Raw genomic sequence first — 21961 nt, forward strand, 5'->3', positions numbered from 1 at the left:
GGTGTAGAATCGAGGCCAGGCTGCGACTGCCCGAGTACCCCTCGACGACCTGTTCTGCGCTTTTGGCTACCGACAGTCGAACTTTCGGAGGTTGCGATATGGTTCAGTCCAGTGGCAGCATGCCCTTCGGCCTCGAGGCTACCCCGCCCCGTTTTGCCCTCCACGGCACACCCACCCCAGGCCTGACCGGGCTAGCCCAATCGCTGAGCAAGGTACTCGAAGCCAAAGGTTACATCCTAGACCCGCAGGCCGAGGCGCCGCGGGCTGTTCTCAATTTTATCCAGGCCGAAAAACCCACCCCCTACCGGCGCAAAGCCCAGGGCACCATGGTGATCTCCTTCCTCGAGCTACCCCAGATGCCCCCCGACCCCATCGCCGGGCTGTACAGCTACCTGGTGCGGGCCCTTTCCAACATGCTGGTGGTGTATGTGCCGGGCCAGGGGGCGTATTTTCTGACCCTCGAGCTCGGTCGGTACCACGAGCCCGAAGGGCCTGGCTTTGCCGAGCGGGTCTTCGAGCGAATCCACCCCATTGCCTCCTCGGTGCTGGTGGTGCAGAACATCTTTGAAACCGACCTCGAGCCCGAGCTCTGGCAGGGCGATGCTCTAACCAAAAGCCTGAGCGCCGCCGGCCGCAAACTGGCCGAGTGGGACTTGCTTCCAGCCGCTTTTCCCATCGAGGAAATTCTGCCGCCCGAAGACTTCCGCCACGTCAAGCGGCTGTATGGCATTGGCGGGCTGTCCTACGGCAACCTCTCGGTGCGCAAGGACGAGCGGCGCTTCTGGATGTCGGCCAGCGGGGTGGACAAGGCCAACCTGCGCGAGGTGGGGCGGGACATCCTGATGGTCACCGACTACGACCCCATCCAGAACGCCATGCGCCTCTCGGTTCCACCGGGGATTGAGCCGCGCCGGGTGAGCGTGGACGCCATCGAGCACTGGATGATCTACCGCGAACACCCCCAGGTAGGGGCCATCCTGCACGTGCACGCCTGGATGGAGAACATCGCCTCCACCCAGTTCAACTACCCCTGCGGCACCTACCAGCTCGCCGAGGCCGTGGCGCAAAAAGTGCGCGAAGCCCCCGACCCCAGCCGGGCGGTGGTGGGCCTCAAAAACCACGGCCTGACCATTACCGGGCACAGCCTCGAGGAGATTCTGGAACGCATCGAGGGCCGGCTTTTGCGCCAGGTGCCCATGTCCTAAAGCGCATCCGCTTTGGTTGCTTGAAGGGCCTCGACCCGAGCGCGTAAGCGTCGGGCTCGCTCCACAAGCGGCTCGGCCTGGCCGGCAAGCTGGGCCTGAAACTCCAGCGCTACCACCTTGCCGGGGGTAAAGGCCCGCCCGTCGGGGTTGGGGAACAGGCTATTCAGCAGGTCGAAGTCTTCGTCGGAGCGCCAGTCGGCCTCTTTCTTGAGGCGATCCAGGTAGCCCCACTGGAAGCGCTCCTCGCTGAGCTGCCCTGTAATAAAGCGCTCGAGCAGATCCAGGTAGGCCTGAAGCCCCACCACCGCGGGGTTGCGCACGTGCTTGCCGATATGAACCGGCAGGTGCTGCAGCAGCAAAGGCTCTAGCTGCTCGGGGTTGATCTTCCAGTTGTCGAGGTCGAAGAGGGGCCGGGCCTGACGAAAAAGGATGAACTGCGGGCTCTGGTGCTGGATGCCGGTGCGGGCTTCGACATGGTTCGAGGCCGGGCGGTCTTCGGGAATGCGGATGATACCGATGGCCACGTCGGGGCGGGGCTCGAGGTACTTCTGCACGTACTGCATGGCCTCGAGGGTCTTGTCGCTGGTGCTGGCCTTGAAGATGGCCGTCAGCTCGAAGCGTTCTAAAAAAGTATCTACATCCTCGGGTGTTCGGAGGGGAAAAACCCGTTCACGCAGGCTCATGGGTTTCATACTAGCTGCTACAGGGCGGGCAATCCGTGGGGTATGCCCCGGTTTTGGCTCGTAAGGCGCGGCCACAACCCTCAGCCCCACGCTTCGCATTCGTCTTATGACCAATCATAAACTCATGCTTTGCGTTATCCTAAACTCTGGAATGGATCGGCTACCTCCACCCCGAACCTTGCCCATACTGCCCGCATTGCTGGCCTTGCTGCTGCTGGCGGGTGTGCTGACTGGAATCTATTTTGTGTTTCCTGGCCTTAAGGAACGCATTGATGGGGTCTATGGCTTGCTTTCCAGCGGCAATCAGCAGGCTATGCAGGCCTGGGTGGCCGGGCTGGGCTGGCTGGGCCCCCTGAGCATTATCGGACTGATGATCGCCCAGACCCTGGTCTCGGTGGTGCCGATGGCCTTGGTCATGCTGGTCTCGGTGCTGGCCTTTGGGCCGGTATTCGGCGGCATTTTGGGTTGGGTCGGGGCCGTTATCGCGGCCATGGTGGGCTACGGCCTCGCCAGGCTGCTGGGCCCGGTGGTGGTGGATCGCTTCGTTAGCGAGGATATCCGGCGCAAAGTGGAGACCCAGGTCGAGCGCTACGGCCCCTGGGCCATCATCGCGTTGCGGCTGTCCTTCGTGGTGCCCACCGACAGCGTGAACTTCGTGGCCGGACTGGTGCGCATGCACCCGCTTAAGTTCTTGCTGGCCACCGCAGTGGGGGCCCTGCCCGTAACGGTGGTTATTGCCTGGTTGGGCGCCGATTTCTCCCGGCTGGGGCCCTTTCTCCTGGTGGCCACCCTCGTGGGCCTGGTGGCCCTGGGGGGTTGGATTCTCTACGACCGTACTCGACTACAACGCAAAACCCAGCCCAGCGAGAGCGAATCAGCCTAGGTCTCCCACCAGGGCTTCCATGCCCTCCACCGCGCCCATCCGGAGGGAGCAGTCGGCCTGGCTCGAGAGGGGGGTGGGGTTGGGGTTGATCTCGATCAGATAGGCACCGCTCGAGTGCGCCAGCCGTCCCAGGCTGGCCGCAGGTTCAACCTCGGCGCTGGTTCCAATCACCAGGGCCACCTCGGCTTCGGCAAAAGCCCACAAGGCCTGCTCAAAAGCACCTTCCGGTAGCAACTCCCCAAACCACACCACATCCGGGCGACCCCTGGCCTTGCAGCTCGGGCAGTAGGGCGGCGGCACGAAATGGGCCGGGTCAGGAAGCGGAAACCGCTCTCCGCAGCGCTCACAGCGGCCCCTGGCAATGTTGCCGTGCAGTTCGACCAGGCGCTGGGAACCGGCCCGGCTGTGCAGGCTGTCCACGTTCTGGGTCACCAGTAGAAAGCCCTCCCCTATCCGCTGTTCCAGCAGGGCCAGCAAAGTGTGGGCCCGGTTGGGCTGGGCTTGCATGACGTTCTGGTAGCGCCAGGCATACCATTCCCAGACCTTCTGGGGGTCGCGGGCGTAGGCTGCAGGCGTAGCGTACTCTTCGATATCAAAATCCTTCCACAAACCCGCGGCATCGCGAAACGTAGGAATGCCGGAAGGTTGGGAAATGCCAGCTCCGGTGAGCACCGCCACCCGGCGGGCCTCCCACAGGCGCTTGCGAGCAGCTTCCAGGTTCATGCTCACAGTGTACGAGAAGGAAGGGACTCCGTAGAATACGGACAGCCTGCACGGGAACCATGCGACTCTACACTGCCCAAGCCATGCGCGAGGCCGACCGGAAGGCCACCGAGCTGGGCTATCCCAGCCTGCTCTTAATGGATACGGCCGGAAGGCGCTCGGCCAAACGTTTATTGCAGTATTTTGGGGGCCGCAAAGCTGTGGTGCTGTGCGGCAAGGGCAACAACGGGGGGGACGGGCTGGTAGCGGCCCGCTGGCTCAAGGTCTGGGGCGCAGAGGTCGAGGTTTTCGCCGCCGAGGGCCAGGCCGGCGATGCGGCCCTGGCAAGGCAGGCCTTGCAGGCCCACGGCATAGCCATCCGGCCCCTGGAGGAGTGGCAGCCCGAGCGCAACACGGTAATCCTGGATGCCCTGTTTGGCACGGGGCTGCGTGGCCCACTGGAAGGGCCGTATGCCCGGCTGGTCGAGCAGATCAACACTTCTGGGCTGCCGGTGGTGGCCATTGACCTTCCCTCAGGTCTACCCTATTCGCCCCATGTTCAGGCCAGCCTGACCGTGGCGCTGGCAGGGCTCAAAAACGAGCATCTGTTCTACCCACACCGCGCCGCCTGTGGGCGCATCCTGATAGATAACCTCGGGATGCCGCCAGAAGCCCTGAGGAATGAAGCGCTGCCGGAGCTCTTGCACAGAGCGCAGATGCAGAAGCTCCTTCCCAAACGAGCGGGCAATGCGCACAAGGGCTCGGTGGGGCGGGTACTGGTGGTGGGGGGCTACCTTAGCTATACCGGTGCGCCCAGCCTGGCGGCCCTGGGGGCCTACCGAACCGGTGCCGGACTGGTCACCATGGCCTATCCCGCCGACTGCGCGGTGCAACCACCCCTGGAGGCTGTGCGCCTCCCGTTGTTGGAGTGGAACACCGCCAACCTTCAGAGGGGCCGGGCAGAGGCGGTGGCAGTCGGGATGGGTGCGGGCGACGGAGGGGTACAGGCGGCCCTGGCCGCGCTGGGTCTAAAGCGCCCCACTGTACTGGACGCCGACGCCCTGTACGAGCGAGCTTTGCAAGCCTACAGCGAAGCAGCACTCCCCACCGTGATAACCCCCCACCCAGGGGAGGCCAGCCGCTTGCTGGGGCTGCCCAGCGAACAGGTGGCCCGCTTCCCCCTCGAGGCCGCCCAAACCCTAGCCAAGCGCTATCCGGGGCTGGTGGTGGCGCTGAAGGGTGGCCCCACCGTGCTGGCCTGGCAACCCCAGGGGGGCCCCACTTCAACGCCACAACTCGCGGTCAATAGCACCGGCAACCCCCATATGGCCACTGGAGGGATGGGCGATGTGCTCTCGGGGGTGATAGCTGCCCTGCTGGCCGCGGGCCTCTCGCCCTGGGAGGCCGCCCGGCTGGGGGTGTACCTGCATGGGCTGGCCGGCGACCTGGCGGGCAAACCGGGTCTGCTGGCCCACGAGGTCGCCGAGGCGCTGCCGGTAGCCATCGAGCAGCTACAAGCGGGTGGTATCAGAGATTTCTGGGAGCCCGAATAGTCCCCAACAGCAGCACGCTCATGGAGGCCATCCATAAAACATCGTAGGCCACGATGGACCACTGGGCCGGCGGTACACCGCCCAATACGTAGACCACTCGAGCCAGACTGCCCAGCACCAGCGCCCATACCACTTCTTGTAGGTATCGTCCGATACGGCCTCCAGCCAGCACCGGGGTTTGCTGGGCAAAAAGTAGGGTCAGGTAAAAGGCCACCACTGCATAAATCAGCTCGACCAGACTCAGGGGGCGGATCAGGGTAGTAAGGGCCGAGAGCAAGACCCCGCCCAGTCCGGCCAGCAGGGCCAGGCGCAGGGCAAATCCGAGGGGGTACAAGCCCTGGCGCTCCATGCGGAAAGGAAGCAAGCTGCCCATCAGCAGCAAGAGGGTCACACCCACCAGATAAATGCCCTCTCGTATGGCCCGGGTGTCCAGGCCAGTGGCTTCGTTGTAGGTAAACAGCAGGTCGCCGATGCCCAAAAACACCAAGCCTGTCGCCAGGCCAGACAGGGCTACCCGCAAAATGACCGGCGAGAGGGCAGCAACCCGCCACAGCGCATAAGCCCCCACAAAGTTGGATAGGCTTACGGCCAGATTGCGGGCATAGGAGTCGCCCAGCAGGCCCAGCAACCAGACCAGCCACAAAATTCCCAGCAAACCGTAAGCCCTCATGGACTTAGCCATCATACGCCTTTTGTGTCGAGGGCGTGTCAAGCGCAGGGGAAGCGCTGCTACAGTGTTGGACGTAGCAAGCGGTCGAAGAGGGTGGCGGCATTGGGCTCGAGGCTTTCGGTCAGCCACTGTCGGAGGGCTTTCTCCAGAGCAGTTGGGTCGTCGGTGGTGTAAATTTCGCGCAGTCGCTCGAGGGCCGAAGAAGCACCGCGCCCCATGTATTCTTTGAGCACCTCTTGCACCGCGCTCCAGACCACGCTAAGGCGGCTACTCCGCTGGGCCTGGTCTTCTTGTTGGGCTTGCTCGAGCAGGTCGGCCGGGGCCTGGCCCGGCGCCTGCACCAGGTGTAGGTAGCCCTCGTGAAACTCCGGCGGCAACGCTTCGTCAAAGAGGCAGTTTCCACGGAAAAAAAACCAGGCCCGCCCTACCAAACCATCCTCGAGCACCAGCGCGCCGGTAAACTGCTCTTGCGAAAGTTGATCCATCAGATCTGCAGCCACCACATTGCTGGCAGCCGCCCAGGTTGCCCGCAACGATCCCTGGGTGAGGGCCACCAGAGGGGGCAGGTCGTCGGGTTGAAGGCGGTAGAGCGAGAGTGTGGCCAGGCCCATCTCGCGCCGTAAGGCCCTGTAGGCCACAGTGCCAGCCAGGTGGCCGTAGGTCGTCTGTCGCCAGGCCCCTAGGAGCCGCCCCCGGTAAAAGGCCAGCCATCCCCGCTCCTCACCCGAAAAGCGTGCCAAAGCATAGCCGCAGAAACCCTCCCCGCGCAATCGCTCGATCAAGTCGGGGGTAAGTAAACTGCCCTGCACGCTTTCAGCCACGGGGTCGCGCCGGGGCAAGGCTGCCAGCAGATACCCCATGAGTGAGGGCGAGATATGCTCGAGCAAACCCTGATTCTCATCCACGGCGCCCCTCGCTCAAAAGGCTGATTTGATATAAACCCCGCGACCCCCAGATCGGTGTAGCGTCGAGTAAGCGGGCATAGCGCAACCAGCGATTACAGAAGGTGACGGCATCGCGCCATCCGTTCAAAAAGCCGTGCTGCGTGTTCACCGTTGACCCAGAGCTTTCCTACCGCGCATATGACCGCGGCATAAGACGCAAACCGCCCAAAGACAGCAGATGTCATCCGTCACAGGCTTGTAGTATAGCCTGATTTGTCTGAGGCTGAAGCGGAATAAGCTACGCCGCCCATGCCGGCCGATCTCGGTGCCGGATGGACTCTACCTTAGCTTGGTGTGAGGGTATGATGGCAAAGACCGCCGCCCTCGAGCGGTAGCGCTATGTCTGACCAAACTGTATACGTTCAAGTTCCGGCCACCCTGGCCAACCTGGGTTCTGGCTTCGATGCACTGGGGGTTGCGCTTGATCTGTACCTCGAGGTTCAGGCCACCCCGGCCCACACCGACGAGCTGCACTACACCGGCCAGGGGCAGGTGCCCAACACTCCCGACAATCTCATTCATCAAGGCTACCGCGCTGCCTGGCAGTCCCTGGGCGAACCTGACCCGCCGCCCCTGGCGGTCTGGGCCCATAATCCGATTCCCCTGGCCCGGGGCATGGGCAGCAGCTCAGCAGCCCTGGTAGCGGGTGCAGCCCTGGCCGATGCCTTTTCGGGGGGGCGGCTTGGGCTGGACGGCATCTTTCGGGTAACTGCTGGTCTGGAAGGCCACCCCGACAACGTGGCCCCAGCGGTATATGGCGGTTTTGTGGCCGCGCTGGCCGACCCCCCCCTGGCCCTGCCCATGCCCTCGCCCAAGGGGCTGCGCTTTGTGCTGGGTGTTCCGCCCTACGAGGTGCCGACGCCGCTAGCCAGGGCCGCTCTGCCTAAAACCATTCCCTACGCTGATGCCATCTATAACCTGGCCCGCAGTGCGCTCTGGCCTGCGGCCCTCCACACGGGGCGCTTGGATGCCTTGCGGGAAGCCGCCAAAGACCGCCTGCACCAGCCCTACCGCGCCCATCTGATGCCGGGCCTCGAGGCCGCCCTCGAGCGGGTCTATGCCGCGGGGGCTCTGGCCGCTTTCGTAGGCGGCGCAGGGCCTACCCTGGCCGCCCTGAGCGACGCTCAGCATATCGAGGCCGTTCGGCAGGCCATGCAAGACTATGTGGGGCAGGGCTTCACGCTGGTACTCGGCCTGGGAGAGGGGCTGCGATGGAAGGTAGCTTCGATACCATCCCACTAAGCGACGTGCTGCAGATGATCCACGCCAGCCGTGGAACGGGTATTTTGCAGCTTAAAACCCATCAACTTCCCTTAAAGCTACAGTTCATGCTGGGTGAGGTGGTCGGTGGGAGTATCCTGGACTGGGAGGGCCTCGAGGCCATCGTCACTTTTCCACTCCATCCCGAACAGGGTCATTTCAGGTTCGACGCAGGTCGGGTTCAAGGAACCCCGCTTATGCCGTTTAAGGTTTTTGTGGGGGAGTGGGCCCGCATGAACGACCAGTGGGCCCGCTTCCGCAGCGTGCTGGACTCCCCCAGCCGGGTGCTGGAAACACCCAGGGCGGTAGAGCCCTACGCCGTTTTTGTGGGGGGCAAGAGCATCCGGGCCGCCGCCAAAAGCTGGGGGGTTCCGCTGATCATTGCCGCCGAACGGGCCTGGCGGGGGTTACGAGAGGGCGACCTCACCAAGCTGCGCAAGTATGCCTGGTTCGCGCTGCGCATCCGCCACCCTTCGGCCCGGCGCACCCAGGCCGGCATACGCGACCCCAGCGACATAACGGTACTGCTCGACGGAAACCGCAATCTGGGCGAGCTCATTCAGGCCGGCCTACCCATTGCCAAGGTTCGGGCCTACCTGCTCGAGCGTATCGTCAGCGGGGAACTCGAGGTTCCAGGTAGAGGCTGGATACTGCGCGACCTGCTCTGGGAGATCGAGGCTGAACAAACCGCCCCCAAGTAGCGCGCGTTAAACCCCAGCCCTGCGAAAAGCCTCGCTAACCAGGGCCTTGGCCTCCTCCACGACGCGCTCGAGGTGGGCCTCGCCCCGGAAGCTTTCGGCATAAATTTTGTACACGTCCTCGGTTCCGGAGGGCCGGGCCGCGAACCAGGCGTTCTCGGTCACCACCTTGAGGCCCCCGATGGGCTCGTTGTTGCCGGGGGCGCGGGTGAGCTTGGCCCGGATGGGCTCGCCGGCCAGCTCGGTAGCGGTCACCAGCTCGGGCGAAAGGTTGGCCAGCACCTTTTTCTGGGCGCTGTTGGCCTCGGCATCGATGCGGGTATACACCGAAGCGCCAAAGCGGGCCTCGAGGTCGCGGTAGTGCTGGCTGGGCGACTGTCCGGTCTTGGCCAGAATCTCGGCGGCCAGCAGGCCCAGGATGATGCCGTCCTTGTCGGTGCTCCAGGCCGAGCCGTCCATGCGCACGAAGGAGGCCCCCGCGCTCTCCTCACCCCCAAAGCCCAGGCTTCCGCTCAAAAGCCCCTCCACGAAGTATTTGAAGCCCACCGGCACCTCCACCAGCCGGCGGCCCAGGCTCTGCACCACCCGGTCAATCATGCTGCTGCTGACCAGGGTCTTCCCCACCCCCATACCGGCGGGCCAGCCGGAGCGGTTTTGATAGAGGTAATGGATGCAAACCGCCAGGTAGTGGTTGGGGTTCATCAGGCCGTCCGGGGTCACGATGCCGTGCCGGTCGGCGTCGGGGTCGTTGCCAACGGCCACGTCGAACCTGTCCTTGAGGCCAATCAGAGAGGCCATGGCGTAGGGCGACGAGCAGTCCATGCGAATTTTGCCGTCTTTGTCCAGGGTCATGAAGGCAAAGCTGGGGTCAATGCGTTCGTTGACCACGGTCAGGTGGAGGCCGTAGTGCTCGGCGATGCGCTGCCAGACCCGTAGCGAGGAACCGCCCAGCGGGTCTACCCCAATCCGGACACCCGTGGCCTTGATGGCGGCCATGTCCACAACGCTTTCCAACTGGCGCACATAGGGCGTGACAAAATCGAAGTCCCGAACCGCCTCCAGGGCCCGGCGGAGCGGCCAGCGTTTTACTTCGGTGAGGCCGTCGCGCAAAATCTGGTTGGCCCGTTCCTGTATCGCCCGGGTCACGCCGGTATCGGCGGGGCCGCCGTTGGGGGGGTTGTATTTGAAGCCGCCGTCCTGGGGAGGGTTGTGGCTGGGGGTGATCACGATGCCGTCGGCCAGGCCGCTGCTCCGATTGCGGTTGTGCTCGAGGATGGCGTGCGAGACCAGGGGGGTTGGGGTATAGCCCCGCCCTTCCTCGACCCTCACCTCCACCCCGTTGGCCGCCAGCACCTCCACCGCGGTGATCCAGGCCGCCTCGGAAAGCGCGTGGGTATCCATGCCCATAAAGAGCGGCCCGGTAATGCCGTGCTCGGCCCGGTACTCCGCTACTGCCTGGGCGATGGCCAGGATGTGGGCCTCGTTGAAGGTGCCGGCCAGGGAGGTGCCCCGGTGGCCGCTGGTGCCAAAGGCCACCTGCTGGGCCGGGTTGTGGGGGTCGGGCTTTATGGCATAGTAGCTGCTCACCAGCCGGGGAATGTTGACCAGAAAACTGTGGGGCGCGGGCTGGCCGGCCAGGGGGTGTAGGCTCATAACGCCTCCTTCTGCCAGGAGTCTACGCGTTGGTGGGGTTGGTTTGTCAATGCGAAACGCTCAGGCCTGGGCTATCTCCTGGCCCTTGTGCAGGGCTTCTATCCTATCCACCACATACTCGGCAAAGGGCATGGAAGCCGTCCAGGCCGGCGAGATGGCGTTGAGCACGTGCAGGCCCTCCCCATTGCCCTCGAGCAAAAAGTCCATCACCAGCTTTTTTTCCTGGTGGTCGTAGAGCTGGGCGCGGATGCCCGGGCGGCCCCAGGTGCGGTAGTTTTCCGGCTTCACCCCTTCCAAGAGGGCCGCGGCCTGCTGTACGAGGTAGGTTCTGGAGTACTTTTTGATCTCTTCCAGGGCCAGGCTGCGGAAGTTGAAGTCGTTGCGGAAGAACAGAATGGCCTCGTCGCGCAGAATCGAGAGGGCCTCGAGCGCATCGAAACCCTTCAGCCCCTCGTAGTTCTCGCGCCAGAAAGCCGGAATGGCGGTGGGGCCAATTTTGGCCTGGCCGTCCACCGTCACCGTGAAGTGGACGCCCAAAAAGGTGTTGCGCAGGTCGGGCACCGGGTAGATGTTGGTTTTGAGCGCGCCCACCGGCTCCGAGCCGTACACGTACAGCCCCTTGAAGGGCAGGATGCGGTAGCGCAGCCCCACGCCAAAGTCGTGGGCCACCCGGTCGGCGTGCAGCCCCGCGGCGTTGACCACAAAGCCCGCGCTGTAGACCTCCTGGGGCGTGATGATATCCCGGCCCCGCCGGCCCTGGTAGGGGCTGTCCAGGCGAATCTCGATACCCTGGGCTTTACACTCGGCGGCGATGGCGGCCATGCACTCTTTGGGATCCACGGTGGCGGTGTTGGGCGACCACAGGGCCAGTTCGGTCGATTTCACCCGCGGTTCGATTTTTCTGGCCTCCTCGAGGGAGATCAGGTAGGTCTCTACCCCGTTCAGGTCGCCCCGGCGCTTGAGTTCCTTTAGCCCCTCCACCTCCTGCTCGTTTTTAGCCACCACCAGCTTGCCGCAGCGGTTGATTTTGAGGCCCCGCGCCTCCACAAACTGCTTCCAGCGGGCGTTGCCCTCACGGGTAAAGCGGGCCTTGAGCGAGTCGGCGGTGTAGTAAAAACCGGCGTGCAGCACCCCGGAGTTGCGCCCGGAGCCGTGCTGGGCCAGTTCTTTCTCTTTCTCCAGCACCACCACGCTGGCCGCGGCATCGCGCTTCTTTATCTCCAGGGCAACGGTCAGGCCCACAATACCCCCGCCAATAATCAGGTAGTCGCAGGTTTTCATCCCTTGCATTCTATGCCGGCCCGGAAGCAGCTTTTGTTCAAGCCCGGTCGCCCGCGTCTTTGACGATGCGCCGCGTGGGGTAGGGAATGACAATCCCTTCGGCGTCGAGCCGCAACTTGATGCGGCGGCGGAACTCGCGCCCAATAGCCCACTGCTCCTTGGGCTTGGTGTTGAACAGAACCCGGATCAGGATGCCCGAGTCGGCCAGTTGCTGGATGCCCAGGGTCTCAGGCGGCTGGTCGGTGAATTTGTCGCGCCACTCGGGGTCGGCGTAAAAGGCCTCGGCTTCCGAGCGCACCACCTCGAGGGCCCGGTCAATGGGCGTCTCGTAGGCCACCGAGACGTCCACCACCGCGCGGGCCCAGTCGCGGCTCATCACCGTAACTTGCTGGATGGTGGAGTTGGGGATGAAGTGCACCCGGCCTTCCAGGTCGCGCAGCACCGTAATGCGCAGGTTGAAACGCTCCACCCCCCCGGAAAGCTGGCCCACGGTGATCACATCGCCCACCCCGTACTGGTCTTCCAGTAGGATAAAAAAGCCGTTGATCACGTCGCGGATCAGGTTCTGGGCGGCCAGCGAGATGCCCAGCCCCACCACCCCGGCCCCGGCCAGCAAGGCGGTGACGTTCAGGCCCAGGTTGGACAGGGCAAACAGCACCCCCAGGGCAATAATCAGCACCTTCAAGACCGACTCGAGCACGCTTTTGAGGGTTTGTAGCCGCACCTGCTCCCGGCTAAACTCCCCCGGCCCCACCGGCATGCGCTGCAGCAGCCGGGGCACCAGGCGCAAAGCCAGCGAGGTCGCCCCCAGAATCAGCAGCACGGCCAGCCCGCGCTCGCCCAGCCAGCCAAAGAGCACCTGGCCCCAGGCGTAGAAGGGCTCGAGGCGCACCTGCCAGACCTGGGCTCCCAGTGCCGCTATCATCGCCGCGGTTAGAAGCCACCAGGCCCACCCCGCCCAGCGCCAGTAGCGGTCGTCGCGGGGGTCGGGGGTGAGTGAGGCCAGCCAGCCAGCCAGGCCGGCCCCGGCCCGCCCCACCCAGAAGCCCAGTATTAGCAAGCCGACAGTGATCAAAACACGTAGCCAGAGGCTCGAGGTCTCCACGCTTCCCCCTCCTATCCGGCCAGGCGGGCGATGCCGGCCCGCACCCGCTCCACCAGGCCGGCCTCCACCACGCCCTTGGCCTTGCGAATCGCGCTCAGCACCGCCCGCCCATCGGCGGAGCCATGCCCGATAAACACCGGGCCTTCCACCCCCAGCAAGGGCATGGCCCCGTACTCGGCAGGATCCATCCGGGCGCGCAAACCCTGCAGGGCCGGGCGCACCAGCAAGGCCCCCAGCCTGGTCAGGAGCGAACCCCCGCTCAGAGCTTCGCGAACCCATTTAAAGATTGTCCGGGCCTCGCCTTCGGAGAGCTTGAGCACCACGTTGCCGGTGTAGCCGTCGGTCACCACAATATCGGTCGTGCCCTTGAAGATGTCACGCCCTTCCACGTTGCCGTAGAAGCGCAGGCCGGGCGCGGCCTTGAGCAGGGGAAAGGTTTGCAGGGTGAGTTCGTTGCCTTTGTGCTCCTCCTCCCCGATGGAGAGCAGACCCACGCTGGGCTCCGCTATCCCCTGGGCCTGGGCATAGGCCGTGGCCATCACCGCAAACTGCACCAGCCATTCGGGCTTGCAGTCTACGTTGGCCCCGCCGTCGGTCAGAAAGGTACGCCCTTTTTCGCTGGGCAGCTCAATCAGCAGGGTGGGCCGATCCACCCCCCGGATGCGCCCCAGGTTGAACAGGGCCGAGGCCAGCGTGGCCCCGGTGTGCCCCATAGCCACCACCGCCGAGGCCTCGCCCTGCTTGACCAGCTCCATGCAGACGTTGATGGAAGCCCGGCGCTTTTTGCGTACGTCGGTGGCCTGGTCGTGCATGGTGATGTACTCGGGGGCTTCAGCGATGGGCAGATCGCCCCCCTGTTGCTGTAGCTCCTGTTTCAAGACCGCCGTGGGGCCTACCAGCACCACCGGGATTCCCTGCTTGTGGGCTTGTAGGGCGCCTTCTACCGTAACTTTGGGGGCATGGTCGCCTCCCATGGCATCGAGGGCAATCGGTTTCACGGGTTATAGCCTACGGCCAACGGCGCTACCACGCCACCGGCATGGCCTTGTGCCCCCGGATCACGAACCCACCGGCGTACTCGACCCGGTCGGTAGCCAGGTGGATGTTGGGCAGCCGCTTGAGCAGGGTCTGGAAGGAGGTCTGGAGCTCGAGCCGCGCCAGGGGTGCGCCGATGCAATAGTGGATGCCCAGACCAAAGGTCAGGTGCTGGTTCTCGGCACGGGTTAGGTTCAGCCGGTCGGGGTCGGCAAATTTGCGCGGGTCGCGGTTACCCGAGGCATACATCAGGGCTACCTCCTGGCCGCGCCGCAGCGGGATGCCTTTGTACTCGAAGTCCTCGAGCACCCAGCGCTCGAACATCGGCAAAGGGGTGTCGTAGCGCAGCAGCTCCTCCACGGCCAGCTTGAAGAACTCCGGGTGGTTCTTGGCCGCCGCCTCCTTGGCCCGCTCCATCTGTTCGGGGTTGCGCGAAAGGGCCAGAAAACCGGCAGTGGTGCCGTTGACCGTGGCCTCGTGGCCGGCGTTCAGGAGCAGGATGCAGTTGGCCACCAACTCGTCGGGGGTGAGTTTGTCGCCCTGCTCCTCGACCTCCACCAGGGCCGAGATCAGGTCGTCGCCAGGCTTGCGCCGGCGCTCGTCGGCCAGTTGCCGGATGTAGGCCGAAAACTCCACCACCGCCTGGTTGGCCTCCCTGGCCTGAAGGTCGGTGAAGCCCAGCTCGTACAGCTTCACAATTTTGGCCGACCACGGGCGCAAAAGGTGTCGATCCTCCTTGGGCACGCCCAGAAGCTCAGCGATCACCGTAACCGGCAGGGGTTCGGCGTAGTCCCGCAGGAGATCCATCTGGCCCATGTCTTCGGCCCGGTCGATCAGTTCGTTTACGATGCCCTGAATCTTTCCGCGCAGCCCCTCCACCCGGGCCGGGGTAAAGGCCTTCATCATCAGGCCCTTGAGCCGGGTGTGCTTGGGCGGCTCGTTGTCGAGCATGTGGTTTTCCTGGAAGTGGTCGAAGTCGCGGGTCAGCGGGTTGGGCGGCGGCCAGCCCAGCTCGTCGCGGGAAAGGATATGGGTAATCGAGCGGCCCAGGCGCTTGTCGCGCAACAGGTTGGCGATGTCCTCGTAGCGCAGGAAAAAAATCTTGTTCCAGACCTCGTCGTAGAAGACCGGCAGGTTCTCCCGCAGGTGGGCCAGGGTGGGGTAAGGGTCGTAGATGAAAGCCGGGTCGTTGATATCGAGGTGATAGGTGTGCATCAACAAAAAGGATAATACCGTTTCCGCTTGAACCCTCAACCGCCATGCGCAGTCAGAGATGAAGGGTTCAAGCCGACCAAAGGGAGTAGAAAAGCATTTCGGTAGTATCGCTTAGGCTTGTCAAAGTAAACGATACTGCCGAAATGCGTATAAACCCCCCTACCCATCTGGGTAAGGGGGCTGAACAATTACCACTAGAGGTGCTCAGGCGCTAACCGGGACGTGCTTATTAAGGCGGGCCACAAAGTTGCTCTTGGGGGCTGCGCCTACCATTACCTCCACCGGCTGGCCGTTTTTGAACAGGATGATGGTGGGGATGCTCATCACCCGGAACTTCATGGCAGTCTGGGGGTTGGCGTCCACATCCAGCTTGGCCACCGTCACCTTGCCTTCGTACTCCCTGGCCAGCTCTTCCATCACCGGCGCTACCATGCGGCAGGGGCCGCACCACTCGGCCCAAAAATCTACGAGCACATAGGGATGTTCTTTCAAGATGGTATCAAAGTTGGCATCGTTGACTTCGATCGGTTTAGCCATAGTTATTTACCTCACACAATGGGGCCAGGCACAGGCCCTCTAGGCTCCACACTCTAGCACGGCTGGCCGGCTGTAGGGAAAGCCGATACACTTTTTATAGTGCAAGAGGTCGGTCTGTTGAATAGGCCCGAATACATCGAGGCGCTTGAGCTTTGGCGTCAGGGGCGGTTCTGGGAGGTGCACGAGGCTTTGGAACCCCTCTGGCTTCGGCTTTCGGGGCCTGAGCGCGAGCTGACCCAGGGCATTATCTTGCTGGCCGCTGCCCTGCACAAAGCCAAAGACAACCCCAAGGGTGGCTGGCGCAACTTCCAAAAAGCCTTGCGGCATCTGGCCAACCTGCCCCAGAACTACCAGGGGGTTCGGGTGGCCGCCTTGATCGAGGAAACCCGGCGGGCCCTGGAAAAAGGCCCCGGCCAGATACCGCCTTTTCCCTTGTTATGAGGTGGTGTGGTCCTCGAGGGTAGCCTCGGGGGCGTTTTTCTTCACCGAGGCGATGCCGTTTTCCATCGCGGTCTGTGAGCTGTACATCTCGCTGCGCCCAATCTCCTGGTGGTTGGCGGCTTTGAGGACAAAATAGGGCTCACCGTTGCTGGCGGTGCGGCGCTCGTAGCGCTCATCCAGACCGGCGTTCTTACGTACCGACTCAATGCCGCCCAGGGCCCCGTCTTTGCTCTGGTAGCGCTCGCTGGTGAGAATGGTCTGGCCGTTGGCGGCCTTGAGGTTGAACATGTACTGACCATCAGACGAGCGGGTGAGAACGAATTTACCTGCCATGTAACTCCTCCTGAACTGGGTCTATCCACTTCCAGAATAGCAATCAGATATGCAGGAAATGTGGAAAACGCTTTGCCTAAACTACACTCCACAGCCCCACTCGAGCACCTTCACAAACTGCTGTCCGTTCCAGCGCCAGACCGTACTGCCCCACCCTTCGTGCACCCAGTCCTCGGTAATGATCTCCATTTTTCCATCGCCATCGAGGTCGAGGATGGCCCCCAGGCGGCGGGTCACCACGGTGGGCATGCCCTCGCTGCCGTCGAAGGGCTTTTCGAGGTGGGTCACGTCCAGCACAAACGTACGCAGTTCGGTATCGTTCAGTAGCTTGCGCACCAGGATGAGGCCGTAATCCCCCACCTCGCTGGCATAGCTGCCCTCAATCCGTCCGTTGCTCAGGAAAAAGCCGGGCTGGTTGGCGCTCAGGAGAACCTCGTCTCGCCCGTCGGCGTCGAGGTCTGCCCGCAGAGCCTGGGTGATGTTGGGAGCTTTCTTGATCTTGCGGCGGTCAAGCTCGGCGGCCACTGCCTGCCGGTGGGCGGGGGTGGGGGCGAAAGAGACCACCGGGCGCGGCTGGGGGTTCCAGGGGGCCGAGATGGCATAGGCCGGGTACTGGATGGCGCGGCGCTCGAGCAACACCAAAGGGGTTTCCCGGTTCCAATCGCAGATATCGGGGGTTGTGAGCCCCTCCGCCCCCTGGGCTTGGTTGATGCGGCCAGCCGGGCCAAACACCTGGTAGCGCCGGGCCTCGAGGCGGCTCAACTTCTCGGCCTCGATCCACCGCCCACCCTGAAAAGCGCCTACCACCACGGCCTGCTTGGCCTCGTTCAAACGCAACAGAACCGCACCTTGTGGGGCCTGCGCCACCGACAAACCCAGCACCATCAGCACACTCCATACCTTCTGCATGTTCCAAGGGTAGCAGAACGGTGTTCGGGCGTGCGTGCTTTTTGCGTGTCCATGCCCAGGCTTACCAACCATCCCCTAAACGATTAGGCTATGGGCGATGAATGCGTACACTTACCTCTACCGGGGCGGCCTGCTGGAAAACCGCCACAAGGTTTCGCTGGCTATTGTGGATCCCTCTGGCCGGGTGCTGGCCTACTGCGGCAACCCCTACCTTCAGGCCCCCCTGCGCTCCTCGGCCAAGCCATTCCAGACCCTGGCCCTTTACCTGAGCGGCGCCATCCAGCGCTTTGGCATCAGCCCCGCCGAGGTGGCCCTGACCTGTGCTTCCCACGATGGAGCCGAGCAGCACGTAGCCATGGCCGCGAATTATCTGCGCAAAATTGGCCTGGACGAAAGCTATCTGGCCTGCGGCACTCATCCCCCTTTCGACGCCGATGCGCGCAAGGCCCTGCAACAGGCCGGCCAGGCCCCCACCCCCCTGCACAACAACTGCTCCGGCAAACACACCGGCATGCTGGCGGCCGCCCTGGCGCTGGGGGTGAGCCCCCACGGTTACGAGCAGCCCGAGCACCCGGTGCAGCAGCTCAACCTGCAAACCCTGCGCGAACTATCGGGCCAGCCCCGTATCCCCTACGGCGTGGACGGGTGCAGCGTACCCACCTTTGCCCTGCCCCTGGCCCCTGCCGCCCGGATGTTTGCCCTGCTGGCCCAGCCCGAGGCCGCCCCTGCAAAGTACCAGGCCGGCCTGGAGGCGGTTTTCCGGGCTATGCGGCAGCACCCCGACCTGGTGGCCGGCCCCAAAAGCATTGACACCGTGCTGATGCAAAAGCTACCGGGGCTCATCGCCAAGCGCGGAGCCGACGGCTACTATGGCCTGGCCCTGCGGGATACCCGCTGGGGCCCTGTTGGCATCGCTCTCAAGGTGGAGAGTGGCTCCAACGAGGCCAGGGAGCCCATGGTGGTCAGGCTGCTGGAAGAACTGGGCCTGCTCTCACCGGAAGTGGAGCTGGAGTGGCGCAGACCGCTCATTCGGAATGTACGCAAACTCGAGGTGGGGCATCTGGAGGCGCGGCTCGAGCTCTGCTGGGTCTAGGTCGGTTCTCAGAAAAAACCCGGCCCTGCTCAATAGTCAAAAAGCCGTACTGAACTTGTTTTTTGCCGCTAGGACAAATTGGAAGGGGCCGCAATTGGCACATCCCGTGCGGTAATCTAACTCCGATGCAAGCTGAGTTTGTTCACGAAGTAGCCTCCCGCCCACCCCTGGTACTGGGGGTGGATCCCCGGCCCGAGCTGCACGGCCCCAACCCGCTGGCCCACATCCGCCGCTACACCCTCGAGCTTCTGGAAGCCTTAGCCAGCAGAATCTGCGCCGTCAAGTTCCAGGCCGCTTTCTTCGAGGCCCTGGGCCCCCAGGGGTTCACCCTAATGCACGAGCTGATCGTGGGGGCCCGGGTGCTCTCGCTGCCGGTGATTGTGGATGCCAAGCGGGGCGATATCGGCTCCACCGCCGAGGCCTATGCTAAAGCCTACCTGCAGGCCTATCCGGGCGCGGCCCTGACGGTCAACCCCTACCTGGGCCGCGATGCCCTGGAGCCCTTTTTCAACGCGGCCCAGGCCTCGGGGGGTGCGGTTTTCGTGCTGGTCAAAACCTCCAACCCCGGCTCGGGGCTTTTTCAGGATCTGCCCCTGGAACAGGGAGGGCGGCTGTACCAGGCCGTGGCGGACTACCTGGCCCAGCAGGCCGAGCAGCAGCGGGTGGGGGACTGGTCGCGGGTGGCGGCGGTGGTGGGGGTGACCTACCCCGAGCAGGTTACCGAGATACGCCAGCGCCTCCCCCACTCCTTGCTGCTCCTGCCCGGCCTGGGGGCCCAGGGGGGCCAGGCCATCAAGGGGCCGGGGCTGCTCAACTCGGCCAGCCGGGCGCTGTATTACCCTGGCGGCGAACCCGGTCTGGAAGCAGCCGTGCACCAGGCCGAGGAATACCTGGCCGCGCTGCGGTAACCCCGGTTCAGCCCCCTTTGAGCGCCCGCCTGAAAATCTGCGGGGCGAACTCGGCCACCGCCCGCAAAAAGCCGGTCACGCCGCGGGCCCGGCCCGGGGTGATGTAGACCGGCACCCCCAGGCTTTCGGCCTCCAGCCGCACCGGCTCGGAAAGGTCGTGGCCCACGTAGCTGCTGATGATCATCAGGCCGTGGGCCCGCTCGAGGCGGCTTTGTATGCGCCGGATAACCTCCCGCCCGGCGGTGTGGGTGTCGGAGTCGAACCAGTCGAGCTCGAGGCCCTGGTGTTGCAGGATGGGGGTCAGGCGGCTGCGGAGCTGGGTGTGCCCTCCCACCACGATCAGGTACTCCCCATGGAAGCGGGGCAGCCCCTCGCGCATCAGGGCCTCGGGGGTGACCCCGGCCAGGGTATCGGGGCCGCCCTCGAGGGTTGCCAGGGCCCTCGAGGTGGCCTTGAGCTCCTCCAGGTAAAGCTGTAGCTCGGGGTCGGTGGGGTTCAGAAAAAGCAGGTTGCGCAGAATCTCGCGCGAGAGCTCGAGGTCTTTCTCCCGGTAATAGGCGATGTCCAGGGCCTTACGCCAGGTCTCGGTGGCCTTCTGGTAGGCCCCGGTGCGCTCGTAGTGCTCGGCCAGGTCGTAGAGCACCTCCAGGGCCTCGGGGTTGCGGGCCAGCTCAGAAAGCAAGAGCCCCTCGGCCCCCAGGGCCTGCCCGGCGTTGTACAGCGCGGCCAGGTAGCGGCCCCGCACCGCCCCGGCCTCCTGGCTCTGGGAGAAGCTGCGCGAGAGGCGGTAGGCCAGCTCGAGGTGCTCCAAAGGCGGCTCGGCGGACTGTTCGAGGCTCTGGGTGAGCATCCGGAAGGCCTCCCAGGGCCCTTCCAGCTCCTCCACCAGCTTGAGTACGGGCTCAATCTGCGCAAAGGGCTGCAACCCTGCCTCGCGCACCCGACCCAAGAACTCCCGGGCCAGCACCGGCTCCCCGGCTTCCTGGGCCTCCTGGGCCAGCTCAAACAACTGGGTTACCGGGTAGGCCCGGTGGGCGTGGGCCCGCTTGTGATCGCCCAGCACCTCGAGCACCGGGGCGCCCAGGGCCCGTTTGGACAGGGCCAGCAGGTGGTAGGCCAGCCCCGCCGCCTCCCCCCTGGACTCCCGCGCGGCCCGCTCGAGGTAGCGCAGCGCCTCGGTGTGCCGCCCCTCGCGGTGCCGCAGCAGGCCCAGGGCCAGCAGTGCGGTGGCGTCCTCGGCCCGGGCCACCGCGTCGGTCAGGTAGGGCTCCGCCTCCTTCAGGTCGGCCAGCGGCACCCTGTCCAGGGCCTCGGGGCCCCGCACCTTCAGGCCCGCCAGGGCCAGCCCCAAAGCCCCGTGCGACTCCCCCAGCACGTACAAGCGCTGGGCATACCGGGCCGCCCGGCCCCACAGGCCCTGCTGCAAGGCGGCCTGCAAACCCACCCGCAGCAGCCCCCGGGTCAGCAGGTCGGGCGAGAGGTCTTCCACGAACTCCACCCGGCGGCTGGCCTCGCTCCAGTCGCCCTCGCGGCACAGGCGCACCACGCGCTCCTCGATGCGCTCGAGGGTGGTTTTGAGGTAGACCTCGGCCTCGGGCAGGCCGCACTCGTGTAACTGGCGCAGGGCCTCCGAGAGCCGTCCTAAGCCCAGGTAAACCTTCCCCAAGGCCAGCTTGAACCGGCCTCCGCGGCTGGACAGCGCTTCCAGGCGGGGCAGGGCCCGCGGGTAATCCTCCTGCTCGGCCCAGCACAGCACCCGCAGGTTTTCGGCCTCGGGCTGATGGGCCAGGGCCAGGGCCGCCTCGGCTTCGGCGTAGCGCGCCAGGGCAAACAGGGCCCGGCCCCGCAGGTGGGCCAGCTCGCCGGTTGCATCTTCCGGTATCAGGCGCAGCACCTCGGCGTATGCGCCGCCCTCGAGCAAAGCCCAGACCTCCTCGCTCGAGGGCAGGGGGCTTGGTGCGCTTGGGCGGGGGTTCCGGGCTTCGCCCGGCAGCGGCGAGGGGTCGGGCCGCACCAACGCCACCGGCATCCGGGCGGTAATCAGGGTGTAGTCCCCCTCGCCCACCAACTGCACCGCCTCAAACCCCATCTGCACCAGGGCCTGCTCGGCGGCCTGGGGGTTCTTGCCCAGAAACGGCCCGTGGGCGTAGGCCAGCAGACCACCCGGTTTGAGCAGCCCCTCGAGGCCCTGCAGGCGCTGCACAAAGTTGAAGTGCTCGAGGTAGCGGGGGGCCTCGAGGGTGTTGGGTAAGTCCCCCAGATACCCCTCGGGCAGGCAGGAGAGCAGCAGCACCGCGTCCATCTCCGGCAGGCCCGGCTGGTTCGGAAACCAGCCCTCATGCCACTGCACCCCCTCGCCGGTGCGGGCCCGACCGATCTCCACCGCCTGGGCCACCCCCTCCAGGGCGTGCCACTCCAGTTCGGGCCGGGCCTCACGCAGCAGCGTCACCAGCGCACCAGTAAAGGCCCCCACCTCCAGCACCCGCCCCTGGGCCGGCAAAAGCGGGGGCAGCACCCGCACGTAAAACTCCACGAATGGCAGATGCATAGCGTACACCAGGGCTTCCAGCCGCTCCCGCGGGTGGCTGAGCACCGCAGTGTAAAAACTTCGCACCGCCTCCAGGTCGCCTCCTTTGGCTTCCAGATAGCCTTTCCAGGCGTCCAGGATGGGTTTTCGTCGGCCAGGGCTGCCGATGCGTTTGGCCAGCACCGCCTCGAAACGGCCCGGCGAAAGGGGGGCCTCGAGGTGAAACTGGCTACGAAAGTAGCGCTTAACTTGGGTGTTCACGGTGTCCACAAACCACCTCGCTCATCCGAAGGCGTTGAGGGGTATTGTGGCAAGTTCGGCCCAGG

21 protein-coding genes are annotated in these 21961 nt (G+C 64.6%); 8 read left to right on the plus strand and 13 right to left on the minus strand.

What is annotated here, in order from left to right:
• The first annotated feature begins 98 nt into the window (after positions 1-98).
• Complete coding sequence (locus Q0X18_RS08480) at positions 99-1205, plus strand: class II aldolase/adducin family protein (protein ID WP_297560981.1); 1107 nt, start codon at positions 99-101, stop codon at positions 1203-1205.
• Here the strand turns inward: Q0X18_RS08480 and Q0X18_RS08485 are convergent.
• Entirely contained in the window at positions 1202-1888 is a 687-nt protein-coding gene (locus Q0X18_RS08485) for a monothiol bacilliredoxin BrxC family protein (RefSeq protein ID WP_297560983.1), read from the minus strand. The two genes, Q0X18_RS08480 and Q0X18_RS08485, sit on opposite strands and share 4 nt — an antisense overlap.
• A gap of 151 nt (positions 1889-2039) precedes the next feature.
• On the opposite strand from Q0X18_RS08485, the gene Q0X18_RS08490 reads away from it, so the two are divergent.
• Entirely contained in the window at positions 2040-2771 is a 732-nt protein-coding gene (locus Q0X18_RS08490) for a TVP38/TMEM64 family protein (RefSeq protein WP_297560989.1), read from the plus strand.
• On the opposite strand, the gene Q0X18_RS08495 is transcribed toward Q0X18_RS08490, so the two are convergent.
• The gene (locus Q0X18_RS08495; RefSeq protein WP_297560992.1) at positions 2763-3494 is read right to left on the minus strand and encodes an NAD-dependent deacylase; all 732 of its coding nucleotides are present in this window, start codon (positions 3492-3494) and stop codon (positions 2763-2765) included. The genes Q0X18_RS08490 and Q0X18_RS08495 overlap by 9 nt on opposite strands.
• Before the next feature lie 59 nt (positions 3495-3553).
• Here Q0X18_RS08495 and Q0X18_RS08500 point away from each other — a divergent pair, with 59 nt between their 5' ends.
• A complete protein-coding gene (locus tag Q0X18_RS08500; protein WP_297560994.1) occupies positions 3554-5026 on the plus strand; it encodes an NAD(P)H-hydrate dehydratase in 1473 nt (490 codons plus the stop codon).
• Here Q0X18_RS08500 and Q0X18_RS08505 read toward each other — a convergent pair.
• Both Q0X18_RS08505 and Q0X18_RS08510 read right to left on the minus strand, forming a co-directional pair.
• Positions 5001-5696 (minus strand): hypothetical protein, encoded by a 696-nt coding sequence (locus Q0X18_RS08505; protein ID WP_297560997.1) that lies wholly within the window; start codon positions 5694-5696, stop codon positions 5001-5003. The two genes, Q0X18_RS08500 and Q0X18_RS08505, sit on opposite strands and share 26 nt — an antisense overlap.
• Positions 5697-5755: 59 nt before the next feature.
• Positions 5756-6601 carry a hypothetical protein gene (locus Q0X18_RS08510; RefSeq protein WP_297560999.1) on the minus strand — a complete coding sequence of 282 codons (846 nt, stop codon included), beginning with the start codon at positions 6599-6601 and terminating at the stop codon, positions 5756-5758.
• 378 nt (positions 6602-6979) lie between these two features.
• On the opposite strand from Q0X18_RS08510, the gene thrB reads away from it, so the two are divergent.
• Positions 6980-7882 (plus strand): homoserine kinase, encoded by a 903-nt coding sequence (thrB, locus tag Q0X18_RS08515; protein ID WP_297561001.1) that lies wholly within the window; start codon positions 6980-6982, stop codon positions 7880-7882.
• Positions 7852-8601, plus strand: coding sequence for a DUF4388 domain-containing protein (locus Q0X18_RS08520; RefSeq protein ID WP_297561004.1), 750 nt, complete (start codon positions 7852-7854; stop codon positions 8599-8601). The genes thrB and Q0X18_RS08520 overlap by 31 nt, the downstream gene beginning before the upstream one ends.
• 6 nt (positions 8602-8607) lie before the next feature.
• Here Q0X18_RS08520 and pgm read toward each other — a convergent pair whose 3' ends face one another.
• The 6 genes from pgm to trxA all read right to left on the minus strand — a co-directional run bounded on the left by pgm (position 8608) and on the right by trxA (position 15424).
• Positions 8608-10251 (minus strand): phosphoglucomutase (alpha-D-glucose-1,6-bisphosphate-dependent), encoded by a 1644-nt coding sequence (gene pgm / locus Q0X18_RS08525; protein ID WP_297561006.1) that lies wholly within the window; start codon positions 10249-10251, stop codon positions 8608-8610.
• 60 nt (positions 10252-10311) lie between these two features.
• Positions 10312-11532 (minus strand): L-2-hydroxyglutarate oxidase, encoded by a 1221-nt coding sequence (lhgO, locus tag Q0X18_RS08530; RefSeq protein WP_297561008.1) that lies wholly within the window; start codon positions 11530-11532, stop codon positions 10312-10314.
• Positions 11533-11569: 37 nt separating this feature from the next.
• Entirely contained in the window at positions 11570-12637 is a 1068-nt protein-coding gene (locus Q0X18_RS08535) for a mechanosensitive ion channel family protein (protein ID WP_297561010.1), read from the minus strand.
• 11 nt (positions 12638-12648) lie between these two features.
• Positions 12649-13635 carry a phosphate acyltransferase PlsX gene (plsX, locus tag Q0X18_RS08540; RefSeq protein WP_297561012.1) on the minus strand — a complete coding sequence of 329 codons (987 nt, stop codon included), beginning with the start codon at positions 13633-13635 and terminating at the stop codon, positions 12649-12651.
• A 25-nt stretch (positions 13636-13660) separates the two neighbouring features.
• Complete coding sequence (locus tag Q0X18_RS08545; protein ID WP_297561014.1) at positions 13661-14887, minus strand: cytochrome P450; 1227 nt, start codon at positions 14885-14887, stop codon at positions 13661-13663.
• A gap of 204 nt (positions 14888-15091) precedes the next feature.
• Entirely contained in the window at positions 15092-15424 is a 333-nt protein-coding gene (gene trxA, locus Q0X18_RS08550; RefSeq protein WP_297561017.1) for a thioredoxin, read from the minus strand.
• A 99-nt stretch (positions 15425-15523) separates the two neighbouring features.
• On the opposite strand from trxA, the gene Q0X18_RS08555 reads away from it, so the two are divergent.
• Positions 15524-15865: a DUF309 domain-containing protein gene (locus Q0X18_RS08555; protein ID WP_297561020.1), complete on the plus strand. Its 342-nt coding sequence runs from the start codon at positions 15524-15526 to the stop codon at positions 15863-15865.
• Here Q0X18_RS08555 and Q0X18_RS08560 read toward each other — a convergent pair.
• Both Q0X18_RS08560 and Q0X18_RS08565 read right to left on the minus strand, forming a co-directional pair.
• Positions 15860-16198 (minus strand): YegP family protein, encoded by a 339-nt coding sequence (locus tag Q0X18_RS08560; protein WP_297561022.1) that lies wholly within the window; start codon positions 16196-16198, stop codon positions 15860-15862. The genes Q0X18_RS08555 and Q0X18_RS08560 overlap by 6 nt on opposite strands.
• Positions 16199-16279: 81 nt before the next feature.
• Positions 16280-17107 (minus strand): hypothetical protein, encoded by an 828-nt coding sequence (locus tag Q0X18_RS08565; RefSeq protein WP_297561031.1) that lies wholly within the window; start codon positions 17105-17107, stop codon positions 16280-16282.
• Positions 17108-17204: 97 nt separating this feature from the next.
• Here Q0X18_RS08565 and Q0X18_RS08570 point away from each other — a divergent pair, with 97 nt between their 5' ends.
• Complete coding sequence (locus Q0X18_RS08570; protein ID WP_297561033.1) at positions 17205-18200, plus strand: asparaginase; 996 nt, start codon at positions 17205-17207, stop codon at positions 18198-18200.
• Positions 18201-18325: 125 nt separating this feature from the next.
• Entirely contained in the window at positions 18326-19108 is a 783-nt protein-coding gene (gene pyrF / locus Q0X18_RS08575; RefSeq protein WP_297561037.1) for an orotidine-5'-phosphate decarboxylase, read from the plus strand.
• A 7-nt stretch (positions 19109-19115) separates the two neighbouring features.
• Here pyrF and Q0X18_RS08580 read toward each other — a convergent pair whose 3' ends face one another.
• Positions 19116-21896: a tetratricopeptide repeat protein gene (locus tag Q0X18_RS08580; RefSeq protein ID WP_297561039.1), complete on the minus strand. Its 2781-nt coding sequence runs from the start codon at positions 21894-21896 to the stop codon at positions 19116-19118.
• Positions 21897-21961: the final 65 nt, after the last annotated feature.

This window comes from Meiothermus sp., assembly GCF_026004075.1.
GTDB lineage: Bacteria > Deinococcota > Deinococci > Deinococcales > Thermaceae > Meiothermus.

Excerpts from the sequence above, each read along its gene's own strand:
- Q0X18_RS08480 (WP_297560981.1), top strand. The coding sequence starts at position 99 with ATGGTTCAGTCCAGTGGCAGCATGCCCTTCGGCCTCGAGGCTACCCCG.
- Q0X18_RS08485 (WP_297560983.1), bottom strand. The coding sequence starts at position 1,888 with ATGAGCCTGCGTGAACGGGTTTTTCCCCTCCGAACACCCGAGGATGTA.
- Q0X18_RS08490 (WP_297560989.1), top strand. The coding sequence starts at position 2,040 with ATGGATCGGCTACCTCCACCCCGAACCTTGCCCATACTGCCCGCATTG.
- Q0X18_RS08495 (WP_297560992.1), bottom strand. The coding sequence starts at position 3,494 with ATGAACCTGGAAGCTGCTCGCAAGCGCCTGTGGGAGGCCCGCCGGGTG.
- Q0X18_RS08500 (WP_297560994.1), top strand. The coding sequence starts at position 3,554 with ATGCGACTCTACACTGCCCAAGCCATGCGCGAGGCCGACCGGAAGGCC.
- Q0X18_RS08505 (WP_297560997.1), bottom strand. The coding sequence starts at position 5,696 with ATGAGGGCTTACGGTTTGCTGGGAATTTTGTGGCTGGTCTGGTTGCTG.
- thrB (WP_297561001.1), top strand. The coding sequence starts at position 6,980 with ATGTCTGACCAAACTGTATACGTTCAAGTTCCGGCCACCCTGGCCAAC.
- Q0X18_RS08520 (WP_297561004.1), top strand. The coding sequence starts at position 7,852 with ATGGAAGGTAGCTTCGATACCATCCCACTAAGCGACGTGCTGCAGATG.
- pgm (WP_297561006.1), bottom strand. The coding sequence starts at position 10,251 with ATGAGCCTACACCCCCTGGCCGGCCAGCCCGCGCCCCACAGTTTTCTG.
- lhgO (WP_297561008.1), bottom strand. The coding sequence starts at position 11,532 with ATGAAAACCTGCGACTACCTGATTATTGGCGGGGGTATTGTGGGCCTG.
- Q0X18_RS08545 (WP_297561014.1), bottom strand. The coding sequence starts at position 14,887 with ATGCACACCTATCACCTCGATATCAACGACCCGGCTTTCATCTACGAC.
- trxA (WP_297561017.1), bottom strand. The coding sequence starts at position 15,424 with ATGGCTAAACCGATCGAAGTCAACGATGCCAACTTTGATACCATCTTG.
- Q0X18_RS08560 (WP_297561022.1), bottom strand. The coding sequence starts at position 16,198 with ATGGCAGGTAAATTCGTTCTCACCCGCTCGTCTGATGGTCAGTACATG.
- Q0X18_RS08565 (WP_297561031.1), bottom strand. The coding sequence starts at position 17,107 with ATGCAGAAGGTATGGAGTGTGCTGATGGTGCTGGGTTTGTCGGTGGCG.
- Q0X18_RS08570 (WP_297561033.1), top strand. The coding sequence starts at position 17,205 with ATGAATGCGTACACTTACCTCTACCGGGGCGGCCTGCTGGAAAACCGC.
- pyrF (WP_297561037.1), top strand. The coding sequence starts at position 18,326 with ATGCAAGCTGAGTTTGTTCACGAAGTAGCCTCCCGCCCACCCCTGGTA.